The following is a 16,386-nucleotide window of genomic DNA, read 5'->3' as shown; positions in this document are numbered from 1 at the left end:
CCCAATTACAACTGTTGATTAATGTAGCTCAGCATCTGATCTACCGTTGAAATCACTTTTGAATTCATCTCGTACACGCGTTGTGTCTCGATTAGATTTACAAGCTCTTCGGTAACATTAACGTTTGACGTCTCAAGTGCGCCTTGAACTACTTTACCTAACCCCTCAACGCTTGGGTTACCTTGTACAGGTGCACCACTTACCGCAGTTTCTGTGTACAGGTTTTGACCAATTGGCTCAAGACCTGATGGATTAATAAAGTCACTGATCGTCAACTGCCCAATGACAACGTTTTCAGCTTGCCCTGCAACGCGCACTGATACTTCGCCATCTTGAGAAATAGTGATTGACTGTGCATCGTCGGGCACATTCATCTCTGGTAACACAGGAAAACCCGCACCTGAAGTAACTATCCGTCCTTCTTCATCCGTCGTGAACTGACCGTTTCTTGAATACGCAGTTGTGCCATCTGGCATCTGAATCTCAAAAAAGCCCGGCCCTTGGATCATCCAATCCAAAGAGTTTTCGGTACTTAACATATTACCTTGAGAAAAATTCTTTTGGTTAGCAACCACTTTGGCACCTGCACCAAGCATTAAGCCCGATGGTAGTTCTGTATCTTGAGAGCTGCGGCCACCTGGCTGATTGATGTTTTGATACAGTAAGTCTTCGAATATCGCGCGGCTCTTTTTGTAGCCGACGGTACTGGCGTTTGCCAAGTTGTTCGAAATAACTGAAATATCAGTTTGCTGAGCATCTAAGCCTGTTTTACTTATCCACAATGCCGGATTCATAATCTCTACCTCACTCTTAAACTATGCGTAGGAGCGAAGTGTGTCGCTCATCTATTTCTTCAGCTGTTTTCATCAGCTTAATTTGCATTTCAAATTGTCTTTGATGGTTGATCATATCCACCATCTCATGAACGGGATTGACGTTGGACATCTCTAAGAAGCCACTCATTACTTTTGCAGTTGGAGATATTTCACAAAAACCACAGATCCCATCTTCTAACTTATCTTCTTTTGGTCTATAGAGCCCGTCATTACCTTTCTGTAGCTTACTATTATCTGCTTCAATAATTTTCAGCCTATCAACCACCTCAAGAAAGTTAGCGGGGGCACCTTGTGGACGCACTTGAATAGAGCCATCGTCACTAAACACCACTTTATCAACGGGGATAGGTAAGACAATAGGTCCACCTTCGCCAATAAGTTGACGCCCGTGAGCTGTGACTAACGCACCGTCATTACGAATGTTAAGCGTGCCGACTTTGGTGTACGCTTCTTCGCCCGACGCATCAACGACGCTGATCCACGACTTATCATCTACTGCAATATCAAGCTCACGGCCAGTTTCAACGATTGCACCACCGGTCATATTAGTACCTGGACGTTCTTGCATAGCAAAAACCCGAGAGGGTAATCCTTCTCCGAATGCCTGCATTGAACGCGCTTGAGCAAAATCTGCTTTGAAGCCAGTCGTGTTGGCATTAGCAAGGTTATTCGCTTTGAGTGCCACACCGCGTAAGCTCTGCTTAGCGCCTGACATTGCGATATACACCATTTTATCCATGACGATGACCTATAAAATTCAAACTTAATCTAGTTAATGCAAACACAGTGCCAAAGTGATGAGATGTTTTTGACGGGCATAAAAAAGGCTGCCTTTGTAGCAGCCTTTGGAGGGCATAATATATTATCGGATCTGTAATATATTTTGTTGTAATGTTGAGTTAACCTCAAGCGCTCGAGAGTTCGCTTGGAAGTTACGCTGGGCACTGATAAGGTCAACTAACTCGTTTGTGAGGTTGACGTTCGATTGCTCTAACGCCGATGAACTAATACCACCAAGCGTACCTGTGTTTGGCTCGCCTGCTAGTGGCTCACCGGAAGATAGACTTTTCTTCCACTCAGTATTACCAATCGCTTGGAGGCCTTGAGAATTCGGGAAGCGTACGAGCGCGACTTGCCCTAGGAAAGTCGAGTCACCGTTAGTGTATGAAGCTACTACTTTGCCATCAGTACCAATATCAATACCAGCTAGTCGACCTACGGTTGCACCGTCTTGTTCCAGAGCTTTCACTTCAAATCGACCTGATGAATATTGTGTCGGTAACTTCTGAGCCGTGTTTGCTTCATCACGCCAGTTAACAACAATATCATTCGGGAAGGTTGCGCCGTTTTCTAACAAGTTTGACATACCAATAGTTGGATCGACCGCATCTTGAGGACCTGCAAGACTAAGCGGGTTAAACGTCGTACCCGTATTGTTACTAAATGTCAGTGGTGAAGCTGATGGATCATCCGCTGTTTGTGAAGGAATACCACTTGCGTCAAAACGAAATACGCTTACTGGAGTGTATGGCACAGGTGGTGTAGCGGTTGGGTCAATTTGCTGCGCATTGTGGTTAAATGGCTTATCGTCCATTGTTGCGTAAGTTGACCATTCATTATCCGCCGTTTTTCTGAAGAATAGCTGCAGTGTATGTGATTCACCCAGTGAGTCATATACCGTAATTGCCGTTCTTGAGTTATACGATGCACTTTGCGTAGGATCGAATGCAATCGTAGGTGGCTGCGCCGTTGCATCTAGATTAAATGATGTATAAATTTGCGATGTTGCTCGAGGAGACCCTGATGCATCTGGAATTTGAATTGGCGATGTTGTGCTTAGACTCAAAGACGTTGTATCACCTGTTGATGGATCAACAGGGAAGCCTTGCAAGTAGTCACCTTTTGCATTCACGATAAAGTTGTCTTTATTTAATTTAAATGCACCAGCTCGAGAATACGTAAAATCCTGTGATTGAAGAGAATTTGACATGGCAAAATAGCCTTCGCCCTCAATCGCCAAGTCTAGCGAGTTCTGCGTGAACTTTAATGACCCTTGGTGAAACTGCTGCGCTACCATAGTAGTTTGTACACCATCACCATTTTTCGTTTTGCCAGAGCTAAAAACCGAAGACGCGTAAACATCAGCAAATTCTGCGCGAGATTCTTTAAAACCCGTCGTGTTCACGTTAGCAATGTTATTTGCTGTTACGTCCAAGTCTTTTTGCGCGGCGGCAATACCTGTCAGTGCTATATTGAAACTCATACTCTCACCTCTAAGTTCTTAAGGTTAATTCTTTAAAACTACTATGCTATTTCAGCAATATCAGTTAAGCGCACCGCGCCTTCTTTGGTATTAATGACGATGCCGTTAGCACCATTAACATTAACACTGTCAATATTTCTAAATGTGGCCGAAGGTAAAGTCTGATATTCACCTTCAATCATGCCTTCGGCTTTTATGGTGTATTCCCCAGGGGGCATCATCTCGCCATCTTTATTCTTACCATCCCACTCAAAACGCACAGCGCCTACACTTTGCTCACCAAACTCAAGCGTCTTAACAATCGCTCCAGATTCGTCATAAATACCCACAGATAAATTCTGCACAGGCTCTTGGACAATCACCGAGCCCTTTGTAAGTGCATCATCACCATGTTCTAACGTCGTTGATTCGAGTAATGCTTTTTTACCAATCAGCGTTGATGCTTGAAGCGCTGAGTTAGAAGTCATTGATGCAGCTAACGAGTCAAAATTCTCATTTAGCTTTGAGATCCCCTCAGCCATAGTAAAGCTTGTCATCTGCGCGATCATTTGATCGTTGTCCGCAGGCTTACTTGGATCTTGGAAAGAGAGCTGTTGAGTAAGCAGCGAGAAGAAATCTTCTTGCGATAGCTCATCTCTGGGCTTTTTCTCCTCGGCCTGTTTTTGCCTATCCCAGTAGAGTGAATCTACACCCGTTGAAGAAGTGGCATTTACATTATTACTCATCAGCTGTTACTCCCAATTTAGCGCTGGCCTAGTTGCAATGTTTTACTAAGCATTTGCTTTGCAGCGTCTGCAACTTGAACATTGGTTTGGTAAGAGCGAGAAGCAGAAATCATGTTTGCCATCTCCTCTACCACATTCACATTCGGTTTATAAATGTAGCCATTTGCGTCAGCACTTGGGTGGTTTGGGTTGTACTCAACTTGAAGCGGCTTGTCGCTTTCAACCACACCTAAGACTTTTACTCCAACTGAAGATCCCGCAACATTGTTCTGGGAAGCTGCAGCTTTGGAAAGTTCAGCGGCAAATACAGGGTGTCTAGCGCGATACACAGTATCCTGACTAGAGCTCACTGAGTTTGCGTTTGAGATATTACTTGCGGTGGTATTAAGTCGCACATTCTGTGCGCTCATTCCTGAACCCGCAATATCGAAAACGTTATATAGACTCATTGTTATGCCCCTTGCCCGCCGAGTGCCTTTTTAAGGCTACTGAACTTACCACCAAGAAATTGCAAACTGGCTTGGTACTCTAATGCATTCTGTACATACAAGTTTCGTTCCACTTGTATATCAACTGAGTTACCATCACCTGTATCTGCTTGATTTGGCGAACGATATAGCTCAGATGAATTACTCATTTTGGTACCACCAGTGAGATGTTTTGCATCTGTTCTAACCATATCATTGCCGCTTCTTTGCATTGTCTTTGCCGCTTTTAAAGCACTAGCAAAGTCAATATCTTTAGCTTTGTATCCTGGAGTGTCTGCGTTTGCGATATTGCTTGCTAGAATTTCAGCGCGCTGTGAGCGCAGCAGCATCGTATGCTGATGTATACCCAACGCTTTATCGAAACTAATTGCCATTATCTGACTCCAAAAAATTGACTCAGGTATGACAAAGCAATCTTTAGGCCAGTTTTAAAACAAGATTTATTCATTAAATTTCAATGTTTTACATTGTATTTTTGGAATAATTAAACTTGAGCCAATATTGATGAGTGAAATAAATAAGAGGAAGCGTCTGAAGAGTCAGCGGTTGAACTTAGAAAATCCAAGGTTAATTAGTGTAGACACTGGAACTGCGACTGAGTACAAATATTCAATACCTAATTATAGCGAACGTCCCTGCCGCTATATGTGAATATTAAGTCTTTTTCTGATAGATAATACCAGGATTACAACGGATCATATTAAAGTCGTCACTTAAACCCGCCATCGATTCTGACGCACCTAAAAACAAATAACCATTAGGATTTAACGACTGAGCAAATTGCGAAATGATTTTGGCTTTCACTTCCGGTGAAAAGTATATCAGGACGTTACGGCAGAAAATTACATCAAACTTACCCATCAATGCATAAGAATCTAGCAGGTTTAAATGTCTAAAACTGACCATTTTACGGATCGGTTCAACAACCTTAGCCATTCCATTGCCACTATCCATAAAGAACTTCTTTCTACGCTCAGGCGACAACCCTCGCGCCAACGCTAGCGCGTCATATTCAGCATTCTTACACATATCCAGCATGGTGTTAGAAATGTCTGTACCGACGATCTGTACACCCATTTTTAGCGCGCCAGGGCTTTTACTCACATACTCACTCGCAGACATCGCGATTGAATATGGCTCTTGTCCTGATGAACTTGCCGCCGACCAAATCTTAACTGGACGTCTCAAGTCTTTAAACTCTGGTAAGATTTTCGATTTAATTAGCTCGAACGGATAAGTATCCCTAAACCAAAGTGTTTCATTCGTTGTCATCGCGTCCACCACAGCGGCACGCAATTGCCGCTCATGGGGACTGAGTGTTTTAGCTACTAAGGACGAAAGTGTTTCCACACCAAAGCGAGCCATCAGAGGAGCGAGTCGGCTTTTGACCAAGTACAATTTATTATCACCCAGTACAATACCGCACTGTTGCTCCAAAAAGGTTCTAAATTGGTCGTACTCTTTTTGCTCTAAATGCTTATTTTCCAAGTGCTACCACCAGCTTTAATCACAATGAACCCATTTTTTAACCGCTGAAGCTAATTCATCTGGGTTAAACTTAGCAATAAAATCATCAGCGCCAACTTTCTCAATCATGGCCTGATTAAATACACCACTCAGTGAAGTATGGAGTATCACATGCAATGGCGCTAATTTTGGATCAGCTTTTATTTCAGCCGTTAGCGTATAACCATCCATTTCTGGCATTTCAACGTCAGAAATTAATAGCCCTACTCGCTCAGTGACATTATTTTGACAGTCCATTTCCGCAATTTCACGAAGCCTGATAAGTGCTTCTTTGCCGTTCTTCGCAAGCTCAGTCTGAACACCTAATGGCTCTAATGCACGTTTGACCTGATTACGAGCAACCGCGGAGTCATCAGCGATAAAGACAATACGTTCGCCTAAATCTTTTTGCATTTCACCATCAGAGACAATGTCAGCACTGACTTCTGTGTTGATTGGGCAAATTTCATTGAGGATCTTTTCTACGTCTAATATTTCAACAAGCTCGTTTTCAATTTCTGTAACCGCTGTCAAATAGGAATAACGACCCGCCCCTGATGGCGGCGGCATTATTTTTTCCCAGTTCATATTCACTATGCGTTCCACTGCACTGACTAAAAAGCCTTGAACTGAGCGGTTATATTCTGCAATCACAATAAAACAGTTACGAATATCTTGAATAGGAGGTCCACCTACCGCAAGTGACATATCAATTACGGATATAGTTTGGCCTCGGATATGAGCAACCCCTCGGATAAGCGGGTTTGACTTGGGCATGCTTGTCAATGCTGGACATTGAAGCACTTCTCGGACTTTGAAAACATTAATGCCGAAGCGCTGTCGACCTTGAAGTCGAAAAAGTAATAGCTCGAGACGGTTTTGTCCAACCAGCTGTGTACGTTGGTTAACCGAGTCTAAAATACCTGCCATTTCAATCTCCTACTGTATAAACCGCTAATCGGAACGATCTTTGCTTCGACTCTGATATGGTTTACCACCCTTGATTAGGTGCAGTTATTAAAGCAGAATCTTTATACCTTGTTTCACCCCATAAGCATAGTCGAAACATCATGAGTTTGTTAAAAAAAACCCATTACATTCAGTTTTTTTGTTTGTTCGCTTATTTTATAGGCGTTGACTATGGTTATTGTCAGCAATATGACAACAAAACTTTAGAACAAAACGCAATAGAATTTGTTGAACCGAATGTAGAGCAAGATCCCGATAGCCAGCTGTCACTGACTGCTATACCACTTGATTCAAGAATTCCAGCACGGGATTGTCAATCGCCATTGCAATATAGTACAGCGATGGCTCCACCTTTTGATACTCAAGTGACAGTTCAAATTAGATGCAACGATACCCTCAGCTGGACTCAATACGTCCACGTACGTATCGATCACCTCTTCCCCATATTAGTTAGTGCAACCATGTTAGAAAAAGGCCGTGTTATTCAAGATGAAGATGTAAAAATAGAGTATCAGCCAAAACGTTTTCGCAGAGTTTCCTATATAGAAGATAAGTCGATACTAATAGGCAGTCGCAGCAAACGTAATATAAGAGAGGGCCAAGCCTTTACCCAAGCCCATATTTGCATGGTCTGCAAAGGTGATACTGTGACAATTATTGCTAAATCAGGTGGACTCGTGATCAAAACTCAAGGAGAAGCACAGCAAGATGGCAACCGTGGTGAACTTATTAATATTAAAAACACTCGCTCTGGCAAAACCTTACGTGCTAGAGTAATAGAAGTGGAAACAGTAGAGGTGAATTTATAAAAAATTTGCTAAAGTAATACTACTAAACGCCGATAACAAGGCTGAGAGTATAATTTTATTGGGTCTACAATCATGGTTAATCAAGTTAACGGTCAGAATCAGTCTACATCCGTTGCTAATAATGTTAAGCAACAGAAAGCTGAATTGCAAAGAAATGATGCCAACAGCGCATCAGTTAAATCACCAGCTACACCGAAAGCAGCTGCGGATTCAGTCAGTCTGACCCCGCAAGCGCAACAGCTGAAAACAGTCAACGAAAAAGCGCAGCAATCATCAGGCTTTGACGACAAGAAAGTCGAAGAATTGAAAAAAGCGATTGCAGAAGGCAAGTACCAAGTTGACGCGGAAAAACTCGCCAAAAACATAGCTGCATTTGAGTTCGAAATTTATGGATGATTTGGTTCGGCTTTGCCACCACAAACTTTCAGAACAAATCTCGACGCTAGAGGCGATGACCCTGCTTCTAGCGCGTGAGCTTGACGAGCTTGCATCTCGCCGTGGCGACAATTTAAAAGAAATCGCTCGTGAAAAGCTAACTCTCATTTCAAAACTGCAAAAGCTCGACAATGAATTGTCAAAAACTGAGTCTCACGTCTTTGAACACAATGAAGTAGCCCCGCTAGTCGCTAAAGTGCGAGCATTACTCAGTGAGTGCCAAACCAAAAATGAAATCAATGCTAAAACGGCTCACCAGGCTAATGTAAGCACACGTGAACTAAAAGGGATCTTAATTGGCGCACCAACTTCTATTACATATGGTCAGGATGGTAGTGTGAAAAGTAGCGACAGTGAGTTAGTACGTAACCTAAAGGCGTAGCCACGCCAGCCATATTTTAGTTTTGAAGAAAAACCGAAATGAAGCGCATTAAGTAAGCAACATGCGATGGGTGCTTACTTAAAGCTGTAAGATATCTTCTTAATTTTCTGCGGCTTGACTTGAGTAATATACAAATCATAAACGCGCTTCATATCAAGCTCCAATTCCGTCGCGTAAGTATCACCAACAGCGTAACTTTTCAGCACCTTAGCCCCTCGAACGAGTCCATTCACTTGGCTCTTAAGACCATCGTTTTGCGCAATAGCACCTTTTACCGTAATAGTGGATGTCAAATTCTGGCCATACAGTTGCTCAGCCAATTCACGATACGCTTCTAATTTTGAGACTTTGATAGCCATCAGCTGCTTCTCACCCGCAGTTTTACCCGGCTGAGCACTCAAAGGCGCGTACCCCACAGCCCGTAAAACAGGAAAGGTTTCCGGTTGCACCGTCTCATATTCAATGTGCTTGTCAACGAGGCTTGAACAGCCACTGAGTCCCGCTAGCGAGCAAACCATAACAACTGCACTGATAGAATTAGTGATACGCATTTCACTACACTCCGCTACAATAAATACCAATCAAAATTTAACGCTTCCCCAGCATCTTGGTCTCGCAAGGGTTGTTGTGGTTTCATCTAGTATTGGCAATAAATAAAATTAACTTTCATAAAATATGATTATGCACGAACCTTGCCAAAATTTGGCACAGGTATTGCTGAGTTAAAGGGTAGTTTTTGATCTGGGCATTTAAACATGAAAAAGCAATTCGCGACCAGTCTATCATTGTTGTGTATCACCTTAACTAATCCCGCTTATGCTGAATGGTTTGAAGTTACCGGCATGGCTGACGTTAAAAATGGCGATCATCAAAAAGCAAAAAGAAAGGCCGTAAATGACGCCATTACACAAGCATTGCTGTTTTCTGGCGCTTCGGTGAGTAGTGTACAAACCGTCACCGATGGTGTGCTCACCCAAGATCAACTTAAGATCCGCTCAAATGCTGAAATCCAGAGCGCCAACGTGATTGCTGAAGCAAAAGTCGGTGACTCATGGCAAGTAACATTGCATATCGATATTACCCCACAGAGTGCTCAGTGCCCAACGAGTGCTTACAATAAACAGGTTGCAGTCACACAAAGCCAGCTAAAAAATAAACATCAAGCAACTTTAGGTCAAATTTTTGACATAAATAAAGCCGTGAGCGAGCGCCTATATCAAACAATGACCGAACAAAAGTCGAGCTTAGAACCCGTTCCCTATTTTGCACAGACCATAGATGTTAGCCGTTTTTTCAGTCAGCGTTTTGATTATAATGAACAGCTAATCGAGACCATTACAGCAAATACCAACAGCCAATTTGTACTACTGAGTCAAATTACTGATGTTGCTAGTGTCGATAAGCTTAATAGTGACCTCGCATTTTGGCAAAGCGATAAATACTTAAGAAGCTTCAAGGTAGACTTTGCGCTGTTTGATGCACTTTCTCATGAAAGGGTATGGCAAAAACAATATGCCACTCAAGGCGTGTGGCCGTTTAAGAAAACCAAATTAATTGATGTGTACAGTGAGCGCTTTTGGCAGACAGATTATGCTGATGAGATCCAAGCCACGCTGACACAAATCGCAACTGATTTAAACGCAGCGGTCGCCTGCTTACCAACCAATGGCAAAATCCTACATATCGATGATGAACAAGTCGTTATTAATTTGGGCCGTATGCATGGCTTAGAGAATGGCCAGATCCTTAACGTAGCGCATAGCAATCCGCTGACTAATGTCGATGGTAAAGTGTTTATGCATCAAATTAAAACCATCAATAAACTGCAAGTGATCCAAGTGAATGCGCAAAACGCCATTGCGGTAAATATCAGCAACCGCCCACTTCACAATGTGCAAATTAACGATTTGGTTGAAATTCAAATAGAAAATGAAAATGAGTTTGAATTGTAAGTGCTGAGCCTTCCTGTAGCAAAAGGCAAGATTTTCGATGACTTTACACCCTCTGCATCATGCTTCCATCACCCATTTACTTTGGTCATTCCACGCAGAAGTGAATACCAATGGCGTCCCCAGTAGGAATCGAACCTACATCTAAGCCTTAGGAGGGCCTTGTTTTATCCATTAAACTATGGGGACAATCTCTAAAGTCAGATAACAATCGCCTTTTTTGACCTTCACTAGCGGGATCTGCGGAACTTAATACCAATGAAAGTCGAGAATTGTTGATTCTCTGTTGTACTGCATCTCAGTGACTTCGCTTTAGTATACTGATCTTAATGAACTTTTAAAGATTAATAGTCAATTTATTCGCGGTAATAAATGAGCTGGTTCAGTAGGTGAATACGCAGCAGTTAAGACCCACTACTGCGCTATCAGTTACTTCGCTTGAGGTGTGAATAAGAAGTAGGATAGTTCTTCGTTTAATAAAACCTAAATGGTATTTCTTTTAAAAAACGCTATTTGAAGTACTACCTTGAAGCGGTCGCCTGATCATCAAGGATAAAATACGGGATGGTCACCACCGTGCTTGCGATCACTAAGTTAGTGTTAAACTCTAACAATCTTGCATTTACCTCCACGCCTCGTGGACGATAAACCATAGTGCCTGTGAGCAAATGACTGGGCGATTGCGTGTTTTTCAAGCGGCTTGTGTTACGCGAAAAAGTCAAATCACCACTGGATGTCACTTCAATTTTCCCCAATGCTTTAAAGTCTAATGCTTGATAACCCAGCTTTTGCATTTGATGCATTAAAGACTCAGCCAATTGGTTTCCTAGCTGGTTTGTATCCCTTAATGATTCATTAAAGTTGACAAAACTGGCTACCGCTATCGACTCAGGCTTTTGCCCTAACACAGTATCTGACAGTTCCAACGCAATTTGATTGGCGTAGTTAGCAATTTCTTTCCGATGACGATAGCTAATGAAGCCAATATCTTGCGATACAACAGCTTGTGAATCTTCATTACGCTCTTGCTCTTCCATCATGGCATATAATATTTCCATATCGGATTGCTGCGTTTCTGTAGGTTCGGAAGCCGTCTGTTTTGTCATTTCGCAGCCACCGAGTAATGCGAGTGTCGTCGCGAATAGCACTACATTTTTCATCATCGCCTCCGAATTAGTTCGCACGCTCTATACGAATGCCATCGTATGCCGCACCATCTTGTAGGGCGTTAACTACGTTTTGCGGTAAAAAGCCTTGAGCAGAACCCACGACACTTTTACTTCTAAGCCCAACCACTCTGGCATTAACCATAACTCCACCCTGATGATTCACCAAAGTACCACCTAGCACGTACAAAAAAGGATGGTCGTCAGATAGCTCTAAAAAGTCACGGCTGAAAATAAAATCGCCTTCAGGTGTCACCCGGATATAGTCTGTTGTTTTAAAGTCCACAACAGGGATCCCAAATGCATGAAGCTCATGGATAAAGCTTTCAGCCAACTGATTACCCAGCAAGGAACCTTTATCAAATTCTTTATCTAAAAATACAAAGCTTGTCACTGCTACCGGCGTTTTCTCATTCACGTGTTTCAAGTTTGCAACCATGTCTTGCATAATAGACTGGACATAGTGAGTGACATTTTTACCAGCCATTTGCTGAGAAACAGAAAATTGCTTCATACCGTTTGGATTACTTTGATACATCGAAGATTTTTCAAAGCCATTACGCACGGGCTCAGCCTGAGCATTATCCACCGCAAAAAAGTTACTCTGAGCACAGCCAACCATCAATGAAAGCGGCAAAACCAAACTTAATACTTTTTTCATTACTTTCATCTCCACTAATATTGGCTTCGTATAATCTGACCGTCACGATTTGAGACACGCTCCGTACCCCACATCACAGCTTTAGGAATGCTGATTGATGCGGCTGAAACGGCTCGATTATGTAACGTATCAACCAGCCGCGCATTGACCAAATAGGTATCTCGACTTTCTACGATTGTCCCGACCACCACGAGGTCAATTTTCTGGCGCTGATTCAGCACATTCAATTCTCGACTTAACATACTATCGGCAGAACTTTGTAAAGATAAAGCGTTTCTGAGTCGATATTCCACGACATCTGCCCCCATTTGACTTAAATGGGTCATGAGGGATTCTTGCAAGGCCACGCTCAAGCCAGAACCTTGCCCAGCAACGGTATCATCCAGCTGATTTGCTTTAAAAAAGCTCGTCACAGCAAGCGTTGAATTCGGCTTGAACGGCCGTACATACTGCCCAAGTTCCGCGGCTAACTGAGCGCCAAACCCATCTAAGTCAGGTAAGATTTCTTGCTGCTGGGTCACTTCTCTTTTGCCAACCTGTTGGCTGTTTGTACACCCCGCCAACAACATAATCACTATGAGTGCTAGATATTTCATTTCACCAAGCCCACGATAAACTTATTGGATAAAATGCAAAATACGCACCAAGTTTTAAAGTCGATGACTGGTGTAATGGCTAACCAAGCAGCTTAAACCTGCACGCTTAAGCTGCTGGCAACCTTTGTATGCAGAGGCCTTATCTGCAAATGCACCTAATTTGAGCCGATAATATTTCGTATTTTGAATATCTATTTGCTCGATATTCACTTCGCTTGTTGCAAAGTCTTGCGGTAACTTATCCTTGAGTTGCTCGTAGGTTTGCCTAAGCTTGGTATATTCCGTTGTAGAGGCCAATTGAATTGCAAATTCAGCTATCTCTACAGGCTGTTCTGGTTTCTCGGTGGGCTTTGTTTTTTGCTCTATCACTTGCTCGGGTTGCTCTGCTAAAAGCTCAGCATCCTTTTGCTTTGCAAGCGAATTTGATAGCTGCATCGCAATAACATCTAAATCTTCCTGCACTTCTTCAAACCTAGCAACCTGCTGTTTTAGCGCTCTGAGCTGCTCTACTTCTTGTTGTAAGGTGCTTACCTGCTGTTCCAATAAAGATATTTGCTTCTTCATTTGTAATGAGTCAAGTTGACTCTTGCTCGCAGTTGCTTGGCAACCACTTAACGCAACGAAACTGAGCATAATGAGATGCCGCTTAATTGATTGCATTGTTTTCTCTTTCATAAATAGTTAAGACTTCCACTGTGCAAGAAACTTTGAAGGGAAGTAGATTTTGGCAAATATTTGCCGCATTTTGTGTGGCGTCATCTCTTAATATGAGTAAATAAGTGGCGTCGCCTTCTTTTTGCGCATACCCAAAACCACCACTTAATAACGCGGGATAACGCTTAGCCAAAATCGCCGCATACACTTTTAATATCGTTAATGTCTTGAAGCGTCCAGCTACAGCAAACTCTTGCGTGGTTGCGCGCTGTCGTTGTAGTTCGTGATTTACATCAAGCAGTAAGTCTCCCTCTGCACTTAACTCCACTTCTATCTGTTGAGTACTGGCTACCGCGAGCCTTTTCGCATCACTTATCGCTGTACGGTAAGTCCCAGGCTTCAAACCAGTAAATACATAGTAGCCGTCATATGCCGTCTGAGTGCGCGCGACTTCGTTACCCGTTTCATCAAGTAAACTCACGGTAGTGAATCCTGCAGGTCGGCGCTCAGTACCCTCATTGATTTCAACAATACCTTCAACTTCCGACGAGTTTACAAATGGTATTTCAACATATTCAATATGACCGGGTCTTGGAGTGAATGAAAAGCCATCGTTAGCGGGAATTAAAAAGGGTTCTGGGATCGTTTCTTTGTCAACAATAATATCTGTTCGTTTGTAATTAACCATTGCGGGTAATAGAGCGACACCGTCGTCGTCAGTTTTACCTTGTGCAAAGTTTTGTAATGCTTTTATAGTTACCCCCTTCAGCGGTAACTCCCCGTCGTCAAGATAGCCGTTATTATTTTGGTCGATAAAAGCACGAACCATCAAAGAGCCAAACTGCGACAAGCGTTTGCCAGTTAAAAAAACCTGATCTACGGTTTCGCCTGCTCCAATACTTACTTGTCCAGAAAGGCCTAGTTGCCAGTTATCATCGTTATCGTATTGCAAGTCTGTTAACAATCTAAACTTATCATGGTTCCAGCTCAATCCAAGTTCGGTTTTATAGTAATCTGCAGCCAAGTCTTTGTATAAGGTAATGCCAAAATCAAGCTCAGGACTTAGCTCTTTGCTCAACTCTAGCTCAGCGGCTGTAATTTCATTAGAAGGTTTTATGTCATACCAAGTAGTAAAGCGACTATATATCCCAAAAATCCTTCGCTGCCAGCGCAAGTAGCCACTCATATCGCTGGCTTGATTTGTCTGCTCTTGCCACACAAATTGGTTACTGAAAGTGCCCCAATAATTACCCGTACTAAACAGTAGCGACGCTTGCTCGGTGGTGTCTATATTAGCTCTATTAAGCTGAAAGTATTCAGCACGATAGTAAATTTTAGCGGCATCAAAAAGAGACCAATCTCCCGCCGCCGTTAATTTTATCTCGGTCGCATTTTCATCCCGTTCTATATCTTCCTTTAGCTCAAATTTAGCACCTACCTGCTGGCCAAATAGACGGGTTCGAGTATTTGCAGAGAGACGTTGGTTCGTTTCGCTCTTACTATAGTCAACATCCAGTAATAGTCGTTTATTAATATTAGTGTTAAACCCTGTAGAAAAGTATTGTTCTGAGGCGCTATTTTTTACACCTTGACGATGCTGCAAACCTGCATACACCGCAAAGTTTTTAGTAAGACCGTAGTCAAATCGACCATTTACTTGCCAGCTTGATGCTTCTGATACCGCAGTCTTGTCGCCCAGTATACTTTTGCCCGTCTCAGTAATTGATACGGCAAAAAAGCCTTCACCTTCGTTTACAGTGCTCTGTTCAACATAATAGGTCTGCACTTCTTTTGATACTTGACCTTGGCCTCCATACATCACCAGTTCAAAGGTATTTTCGCCAAATAGTAAATCAATATTTTCAAACTCATAGCGCCCAGATTGGACATTATTTCCTTGCCCTATTAGCAATCCATTTCGATAAAGCTCTACGTCCCACCCTACCTGAACAGGACCTGAGATGACAATGCGCTGACGGTTCGTACGCCTATCTAGCGGCGCGTTACTGAAGCTCACTCCTCGCCCTTCTTCATTTAGCGCATCGACTCCAACTTGAACACTCTGGACATCACCGAGCGATACCTTGGTAAAATTCCCAAACGGTAAAACATCGGCCTTTTTAGAAGCACGGTTGAGAGATAATCGTGAGCGATTAATCACATCCCCCTCTCTACCAGCAATAAAATACTGAGCTTGCCAATAGGCGATGTCTTGCGAACCAATAAGGGAATAAGACGTCTGACTAATGTCTTCAGTCAGCTGCGTATTTATCTGAGCATCCAGCACTGGTTTACCGATGCTTTGATAAGGACTTGGTCGCCATGGTAATGTTGCGCTAGCATTGCGGTCAAAACTGACAACCTCTCTTTCTAATCGCTGTTGCTGTGCTTCTATTGGCAGAATTTGCCTACTTTTAACCGTAAGAGATAAATCCTGTATATCGGTAAACAGGCTCACATCGAATAAGGTCGCAACGATATAATCGGCGAGAAATACCTCACCATTGATAACTTGAACGTCCTTATCACTCAATTGCGTTCGCTGGCCTTTGCTCTCAACTAAATGCGCTTTGGCATGAAGACTAAAGGTGTTTTCAGGAGTGAAGAACCAGCCATCAAAAGTTCCTGATACATCTTCTGATACCACAAACCCCAAAGCTGAAAACAAGCTCAAGAGTTCCACATTGACGCCTTGTTCCGACGTCACCGCGATCACTTCACCTAAATATAAATTTCCTTTATAGGCGGATAAAAACAGTTCCGTACCAACATCAACCCGAGAGACCACCCGCTCACTTTGCTGTATCGCAAGTTTTGCTTTCACTCGTTCAACCCGTTCTAATAGCTGTTGCAAAGTATCAACCTGCGATGCCATAGCAGGTTGATAGCATAGCATGCCTATTAGTAACGCGCGCCAAATAACGTGGGCTCTCATTACGTTCGCTTA

The 16,386-nt window shown here is 42.8% G+C and carries 18 protein-coding genes and 1 tRNA gene; 4 read left to right on the top strand and 15 right to left on the bottom strand.

Going from position 1 to position 16,386, the window contains the following annotated elements; translation table 11 throughout:
* Nucleotides 1–5: 5 nt before the first annotated feature.
* From flgG to GSF04_RS10890, 8 genes are all read right to left on the bottom strand, one after another.
* Nucleotides 6–794, bottom strand: coding sequence for a flagellar basal-body rod protein FlgG (flgG, locus tag GSF04_RS10925; protein WP_039492578.1), 789 nt, complete (start codon nt 792–794; stop codon nt 6–8).
* A 16-nt stretch (nt 795–810) separates the two neighbouring features.
* Nucleotides 811–1,575, bottom strand: a complete 765-nt coding sequence (locus GSF04_RS10920) for a flagellar basal body rod protein FlgF (protein WP_010369280.1) — start codon at nt 1,573–1,575, stop codon at nt 811–813.
* A 123-nt stretch (nt 1,576–1,698) separates the two neighbouring features.
* A complete protein-coding gene (gene flgE / locus GSF04_RS10915; RefSeq protein ID WP_039492582.1) occupies nt 1,699–3,099 on the bottom strand; it encodes a flagellar hook protein FlgE in 1,401 nt (466 codons plus the stop codon).
* 41 nt (nt 3,100–3,140) lie between these two features.
* Nucleotides 3,141–3,824 (bottom strand): flagellar hook assembly protein FlgD, encoded by a 684-nt coding sequence (locus tag GSF04_RS10910; protein WP_010606303.1) that lies wholly within the window; start codon nt 3,822–3,824, stop codon nt 3,141–3,143.
* 17 nt (nt 3,825–3,841) lie between these two features.
* Complete coding sequence (gene flgC, locus GSF04_RS10905; RefSeq protein WP_010369286.1) at nt 3,842–4,273, bottom strand: flagellar basal body rod protein FlgC; 432 nt, start codon at nt 4,271–4,273, stop codon at nt 3,842–3,844.
* Nucleotides 4,274–4,275: 2 nt separating this feature from the next.
* A complete protein-coding gene (flgB, locus tag GSF04_RS10900) occupies nt 4,276–4,686 on the bottom strand; it encodes a flagellar basal body rod protein FlgB (RefSeq protein ID WP_017218088.1) in 411 nt (136 codons plus the stop codon).
* A gap of 280 nt (nt 4,687–4,966) precedes the next feature.
* A complete protein-coding gene (locus tag GSF04_RS10895) occupies nt 4,967–5,800 on the bottom strand; it encodes a protein-glutamate O-methyltransferase CheR (RefSeq protein ID WP_010369291.1) in 834 nt (277 codons plus the stop codon).
* A gap of 15 nt (nt 5,801–5,815) precedes the next feature.
* Entirely contained in the window at nt 5,816–6,748 is a 933-nt protein-coding gene (locus GSF04_RS10890) for a chemotaxis protein CheV (RefSeq protein ID WP_010606301.1), read from the bottom strand.
* A gap of 140 nt (nt 6,749–6,888) precedes the next feature.
* On the opposite strand from GSF04_RS10890, the gene flgA reads away from it, so the two are divergent.
* From flgA to GSF04_RS10875, 3 genes are all read left to right on the top strand, one after another.
* Nucleotides 6,889–7,596 carry a flagellar basal body P-ring formation chaperone FlgA gene (flgA, locus tag GSF04_RS10885; RefSeq protein WP_211859532.1) on the top strand — a complete coding sequence of 236 codons (708 nt, stop codon included), beginning with the start codon at nt 6,889–6,891 and terminating at the stop codon, nt 7,594–7,596.
* A gap of 72 nt (nt 7,597–7,668) precedes the next feature.
* Nucleotides 7,669–7,992 carry a flagellar biosynthesis anti-sigma factor FlgM gene (flgM, locus tag GSF04_RS10880; RefSeq protein WP_010369298.1) on the top strand — a complete coding sequence of 108 codons (324 nt, stop codon included), beginning with the start codon at nt 7,669–7,671 and terminating at the stop codon, nt 7,990–7,992.
* Entirely contained in the window at nt 7,985–8,413 is a 429-nt protein-coding gene (locus tag GSF04_RS10875) for a flagellar protein FlgN (protein WP_211859531.1), read from the top strand. Before flgM ends, GSF04_RS10875 begins: the two co-directional genes overlap by 8 nt.
* Nucleotides 8,414–8,487: 74 nt before the next feature.
* Here the strand turns inward: GSF04_RS10875 and GSF04_RS10870 are convergent, their stop codons facing one another.
* Entirely contained in the window at nt 8,488–8,964 is a 477-nt protein-coding gene (locus GSF04_RS10870; protein ID WP_039492591.1) for an LPP20 family lipoprotein, read from the bottom strand.
* A gap of 204 nt (nt 8,965–9,168) precedes the next feature.
* Here GSF04_RS10870 and GSF04_RS10865 point away from each other — a divergent pair, with 204 nt between their 5' ends.
* On the top strand, nt 9,169–10,365 hold the full coding sequence (locus GSF04_RS10865; protein ID WP_211859530.1) for a flagellar assembly protein T N-terminal domain-containing protein: 1,197 nt from the start codon (nt 9,169–9,171) through the stop codon (nt 10,363–10,365).
* 111 nt (nt 10,366–10,476) lie between these two features.
* On the opposite strand, the gene GSF04_RS10860 is transcribed toward GSF04_RS10865, so the two are convergent.
* The 6 genes from GSF04_RS10860 to GSF04_RS10835 all read right to left on the bottom strand — a co-directional run bounded on the left by GSF04_RS10860 (nt 10,477) and on the right by GSF04_RS10835 (nt 16,374).
* Nucleotides 10,477–10,551 (bottom strand) — tRNA-Arg (locus GSF04_RS10860).
* Nucleotides 10,552–10,883: 332 nt separating this feature from the next.
* On the bottom strand, nt 10,884–11,525 hold the full coding sequence (locus GSF04_RS10855; protein WP_249122475.1) for a FlgO family outer membrane protein: 642 nt from the start codon (nt 11,523–11,525) through the stop codon (nt 10,884–10,886).
* Between the two features lie 10 nt (nt 11,526–11,535).
* Complete coding sequence (locus tag GSF04_RS10850; protein ID WP_017218092.1) at nt 11,536–12,189, bottom strand: FlgO family outer membrane protein; 654 nt, start codon at nt 12,187–12,189, stop codon at nt 11,536–11,538.
* A 14-nt stretch (nt 12,190–12,203) separates the two neighbouring features.
* The gene (locus GSF04_RS10845) at nt 12,204–12,785 is read right to left on the bottom strand and encodes a FlgO family outer membrane protein (protein ID WP_211859529.1); all 582 of its coding nucleotides are present in this window, start codon (nt 12,783–12,785) and stop codon (nt 12,204–12,206) included.
* 54 nt (nt 12,786–12,839) lie between these two features.
* Entirely contained in the window at nt 12,840–13,445 is a 606-nt protein-coding gene (locus GSF04_RS10840; protein WP_211859528.1) for an SPOR domain-containing protein, read from the bottom strand.
* Entirely contained in the window at nt 13,432–16,374 is a 2,943-nt protein-coding gene (locus tag GSF04_RS10835) for a hypothetical protein (protein ID WP_249122474.1), read from the bottom strand. Before GSF04_RS10835 ends, GSF04_RS10840 begins: the two co-directional genes overlap by 14 nt.
* Nucleotides 16,375–16,386: the final 12 nt, after the last annotated feature.

This window comes from Pseudoalteromonas sp. A22 (assembly GCF_018141345.1).
GTDB classification, from domain to species: Bacteria; Pseudomonadota; Gammaproteobacteria; order Enterobacterales; family Alteromonadaceae; genus Pseudoalteromonas; species Pseudoalteromonas maricaloris.
This window is presented reverse-complemented; position numbering and strand designations above follow the sequence as displayed.

Coding starts and splice junctions, on each gene's coding strand:
- GSF04_RS10850 (WP_017218092.1), bottom strand. CDS start 12,189: ATGAAAAAAGTATTAAGTTTGGTTTTGCCGCTTTCATTGATGGTTGGC.
- GSF04_RS10920 (WP_010369280.1), bottom strand. CDS start 1,575: ATGGATAAAATGGTGTATATCGCAATGTCAGGCGCTAAGCAGAGCTTA.
- GSF04_RS10865 (WP_211859530.1), top strand. CDS start 9,169: ATGAAAAAGCAATTCGCGACCAGTCTATCATTGTTGTGTATCACCTTA.
- GSF04_RS10875 (WP_211859531.1), top strand. CDS start 7,985: ATGGATGATTTGGTTCGGCTTTGCCACCACAAACTTTCAGAACAAATC.
- GSF04_RS10845 (WP_211859529.1), bottom strand. CDS start 12,785: ATGAAATATCTAGCACTCATAGTGATTATGTTGTTGGCGGGGTGTACA.
- flgC (WP_010369286.1), bottom strand. CDS start 4,273: ATGAGTCTATATAACGTTTTCGATATTGCGGGTTCAGGAATGAGCGCA.
- GSF04_RS10910 (WP_010606303.1), bottom strand. CDS start 3,824: ATGAGTAATAATGTAAATGCCACTTCTTCAACGGGTGTAGATTCACTC.
- flgG (WP_039492578.1), bottom strand. CDS start 794: ATGAATCCGGCATTGTGGATAAGTAAAACAGGCTTAGATGCTCAGCAA.
- GSF04_RS10890 (WP_010606301.1), bottom strand. CDS start 6,748: ATGGCAGGTATTTTAGACTCGGTTAACCAACGTACACAGCTGGTTGGA.
- GSF04_RS10835 (WP_249122474.1), bottom strand. CDS start 16,374: ATGAGAGCCCACGTTATTTGGCGCGCGTTACTAATAGGCATGCTATGC.
- flgM (WP_010369298.1), top strand. CDS start 7,669: ATGGTTAATCAAGTTAACGGTCAGAATCAGTCTACATCCGTTGCTAAT.
- GSF04_RS10870 (WP_039492591.1), bottom strand. CDS start 8,964: ATGCGTATCACTAATTCTATCAGTGCAGTTGTTATGGTTTGCTCGCTA.
- flgB (WP_017218088.1), bottom strand. CDS start 4,686: ATGGCAATTAGTTTCGATAAAGCGTTGGGTATACATCAGCATACGATG.
- GSF04_RS10855 (WP_249122475.1), bottom strand. CDS start 11,525: ATGATGAAAAATGTAGTGCTATTCGCGACGACACTCGCATTACTCGGT.
- flgA (WP_211859532.1), top strand. CDS start 6,889: ATGAGTTTGTTAAAAAAAACCCATTACATTCAGTTTTTTTGTTTGTTC.
- flgE (WP_039492582.1), bottom strand. CDS start 3,099: ATGAGTTTCAATATAGCACTGACAGGTATTGCCGCCGCGCAAAAAGAC.
- GSF04_RS10840 (WP_211859528.1), bottom strand. CDS start 13,445: ATGCAATCAATTAAGCGGCATCTCATTATGCTCAGTTTCGTTGCGTTA.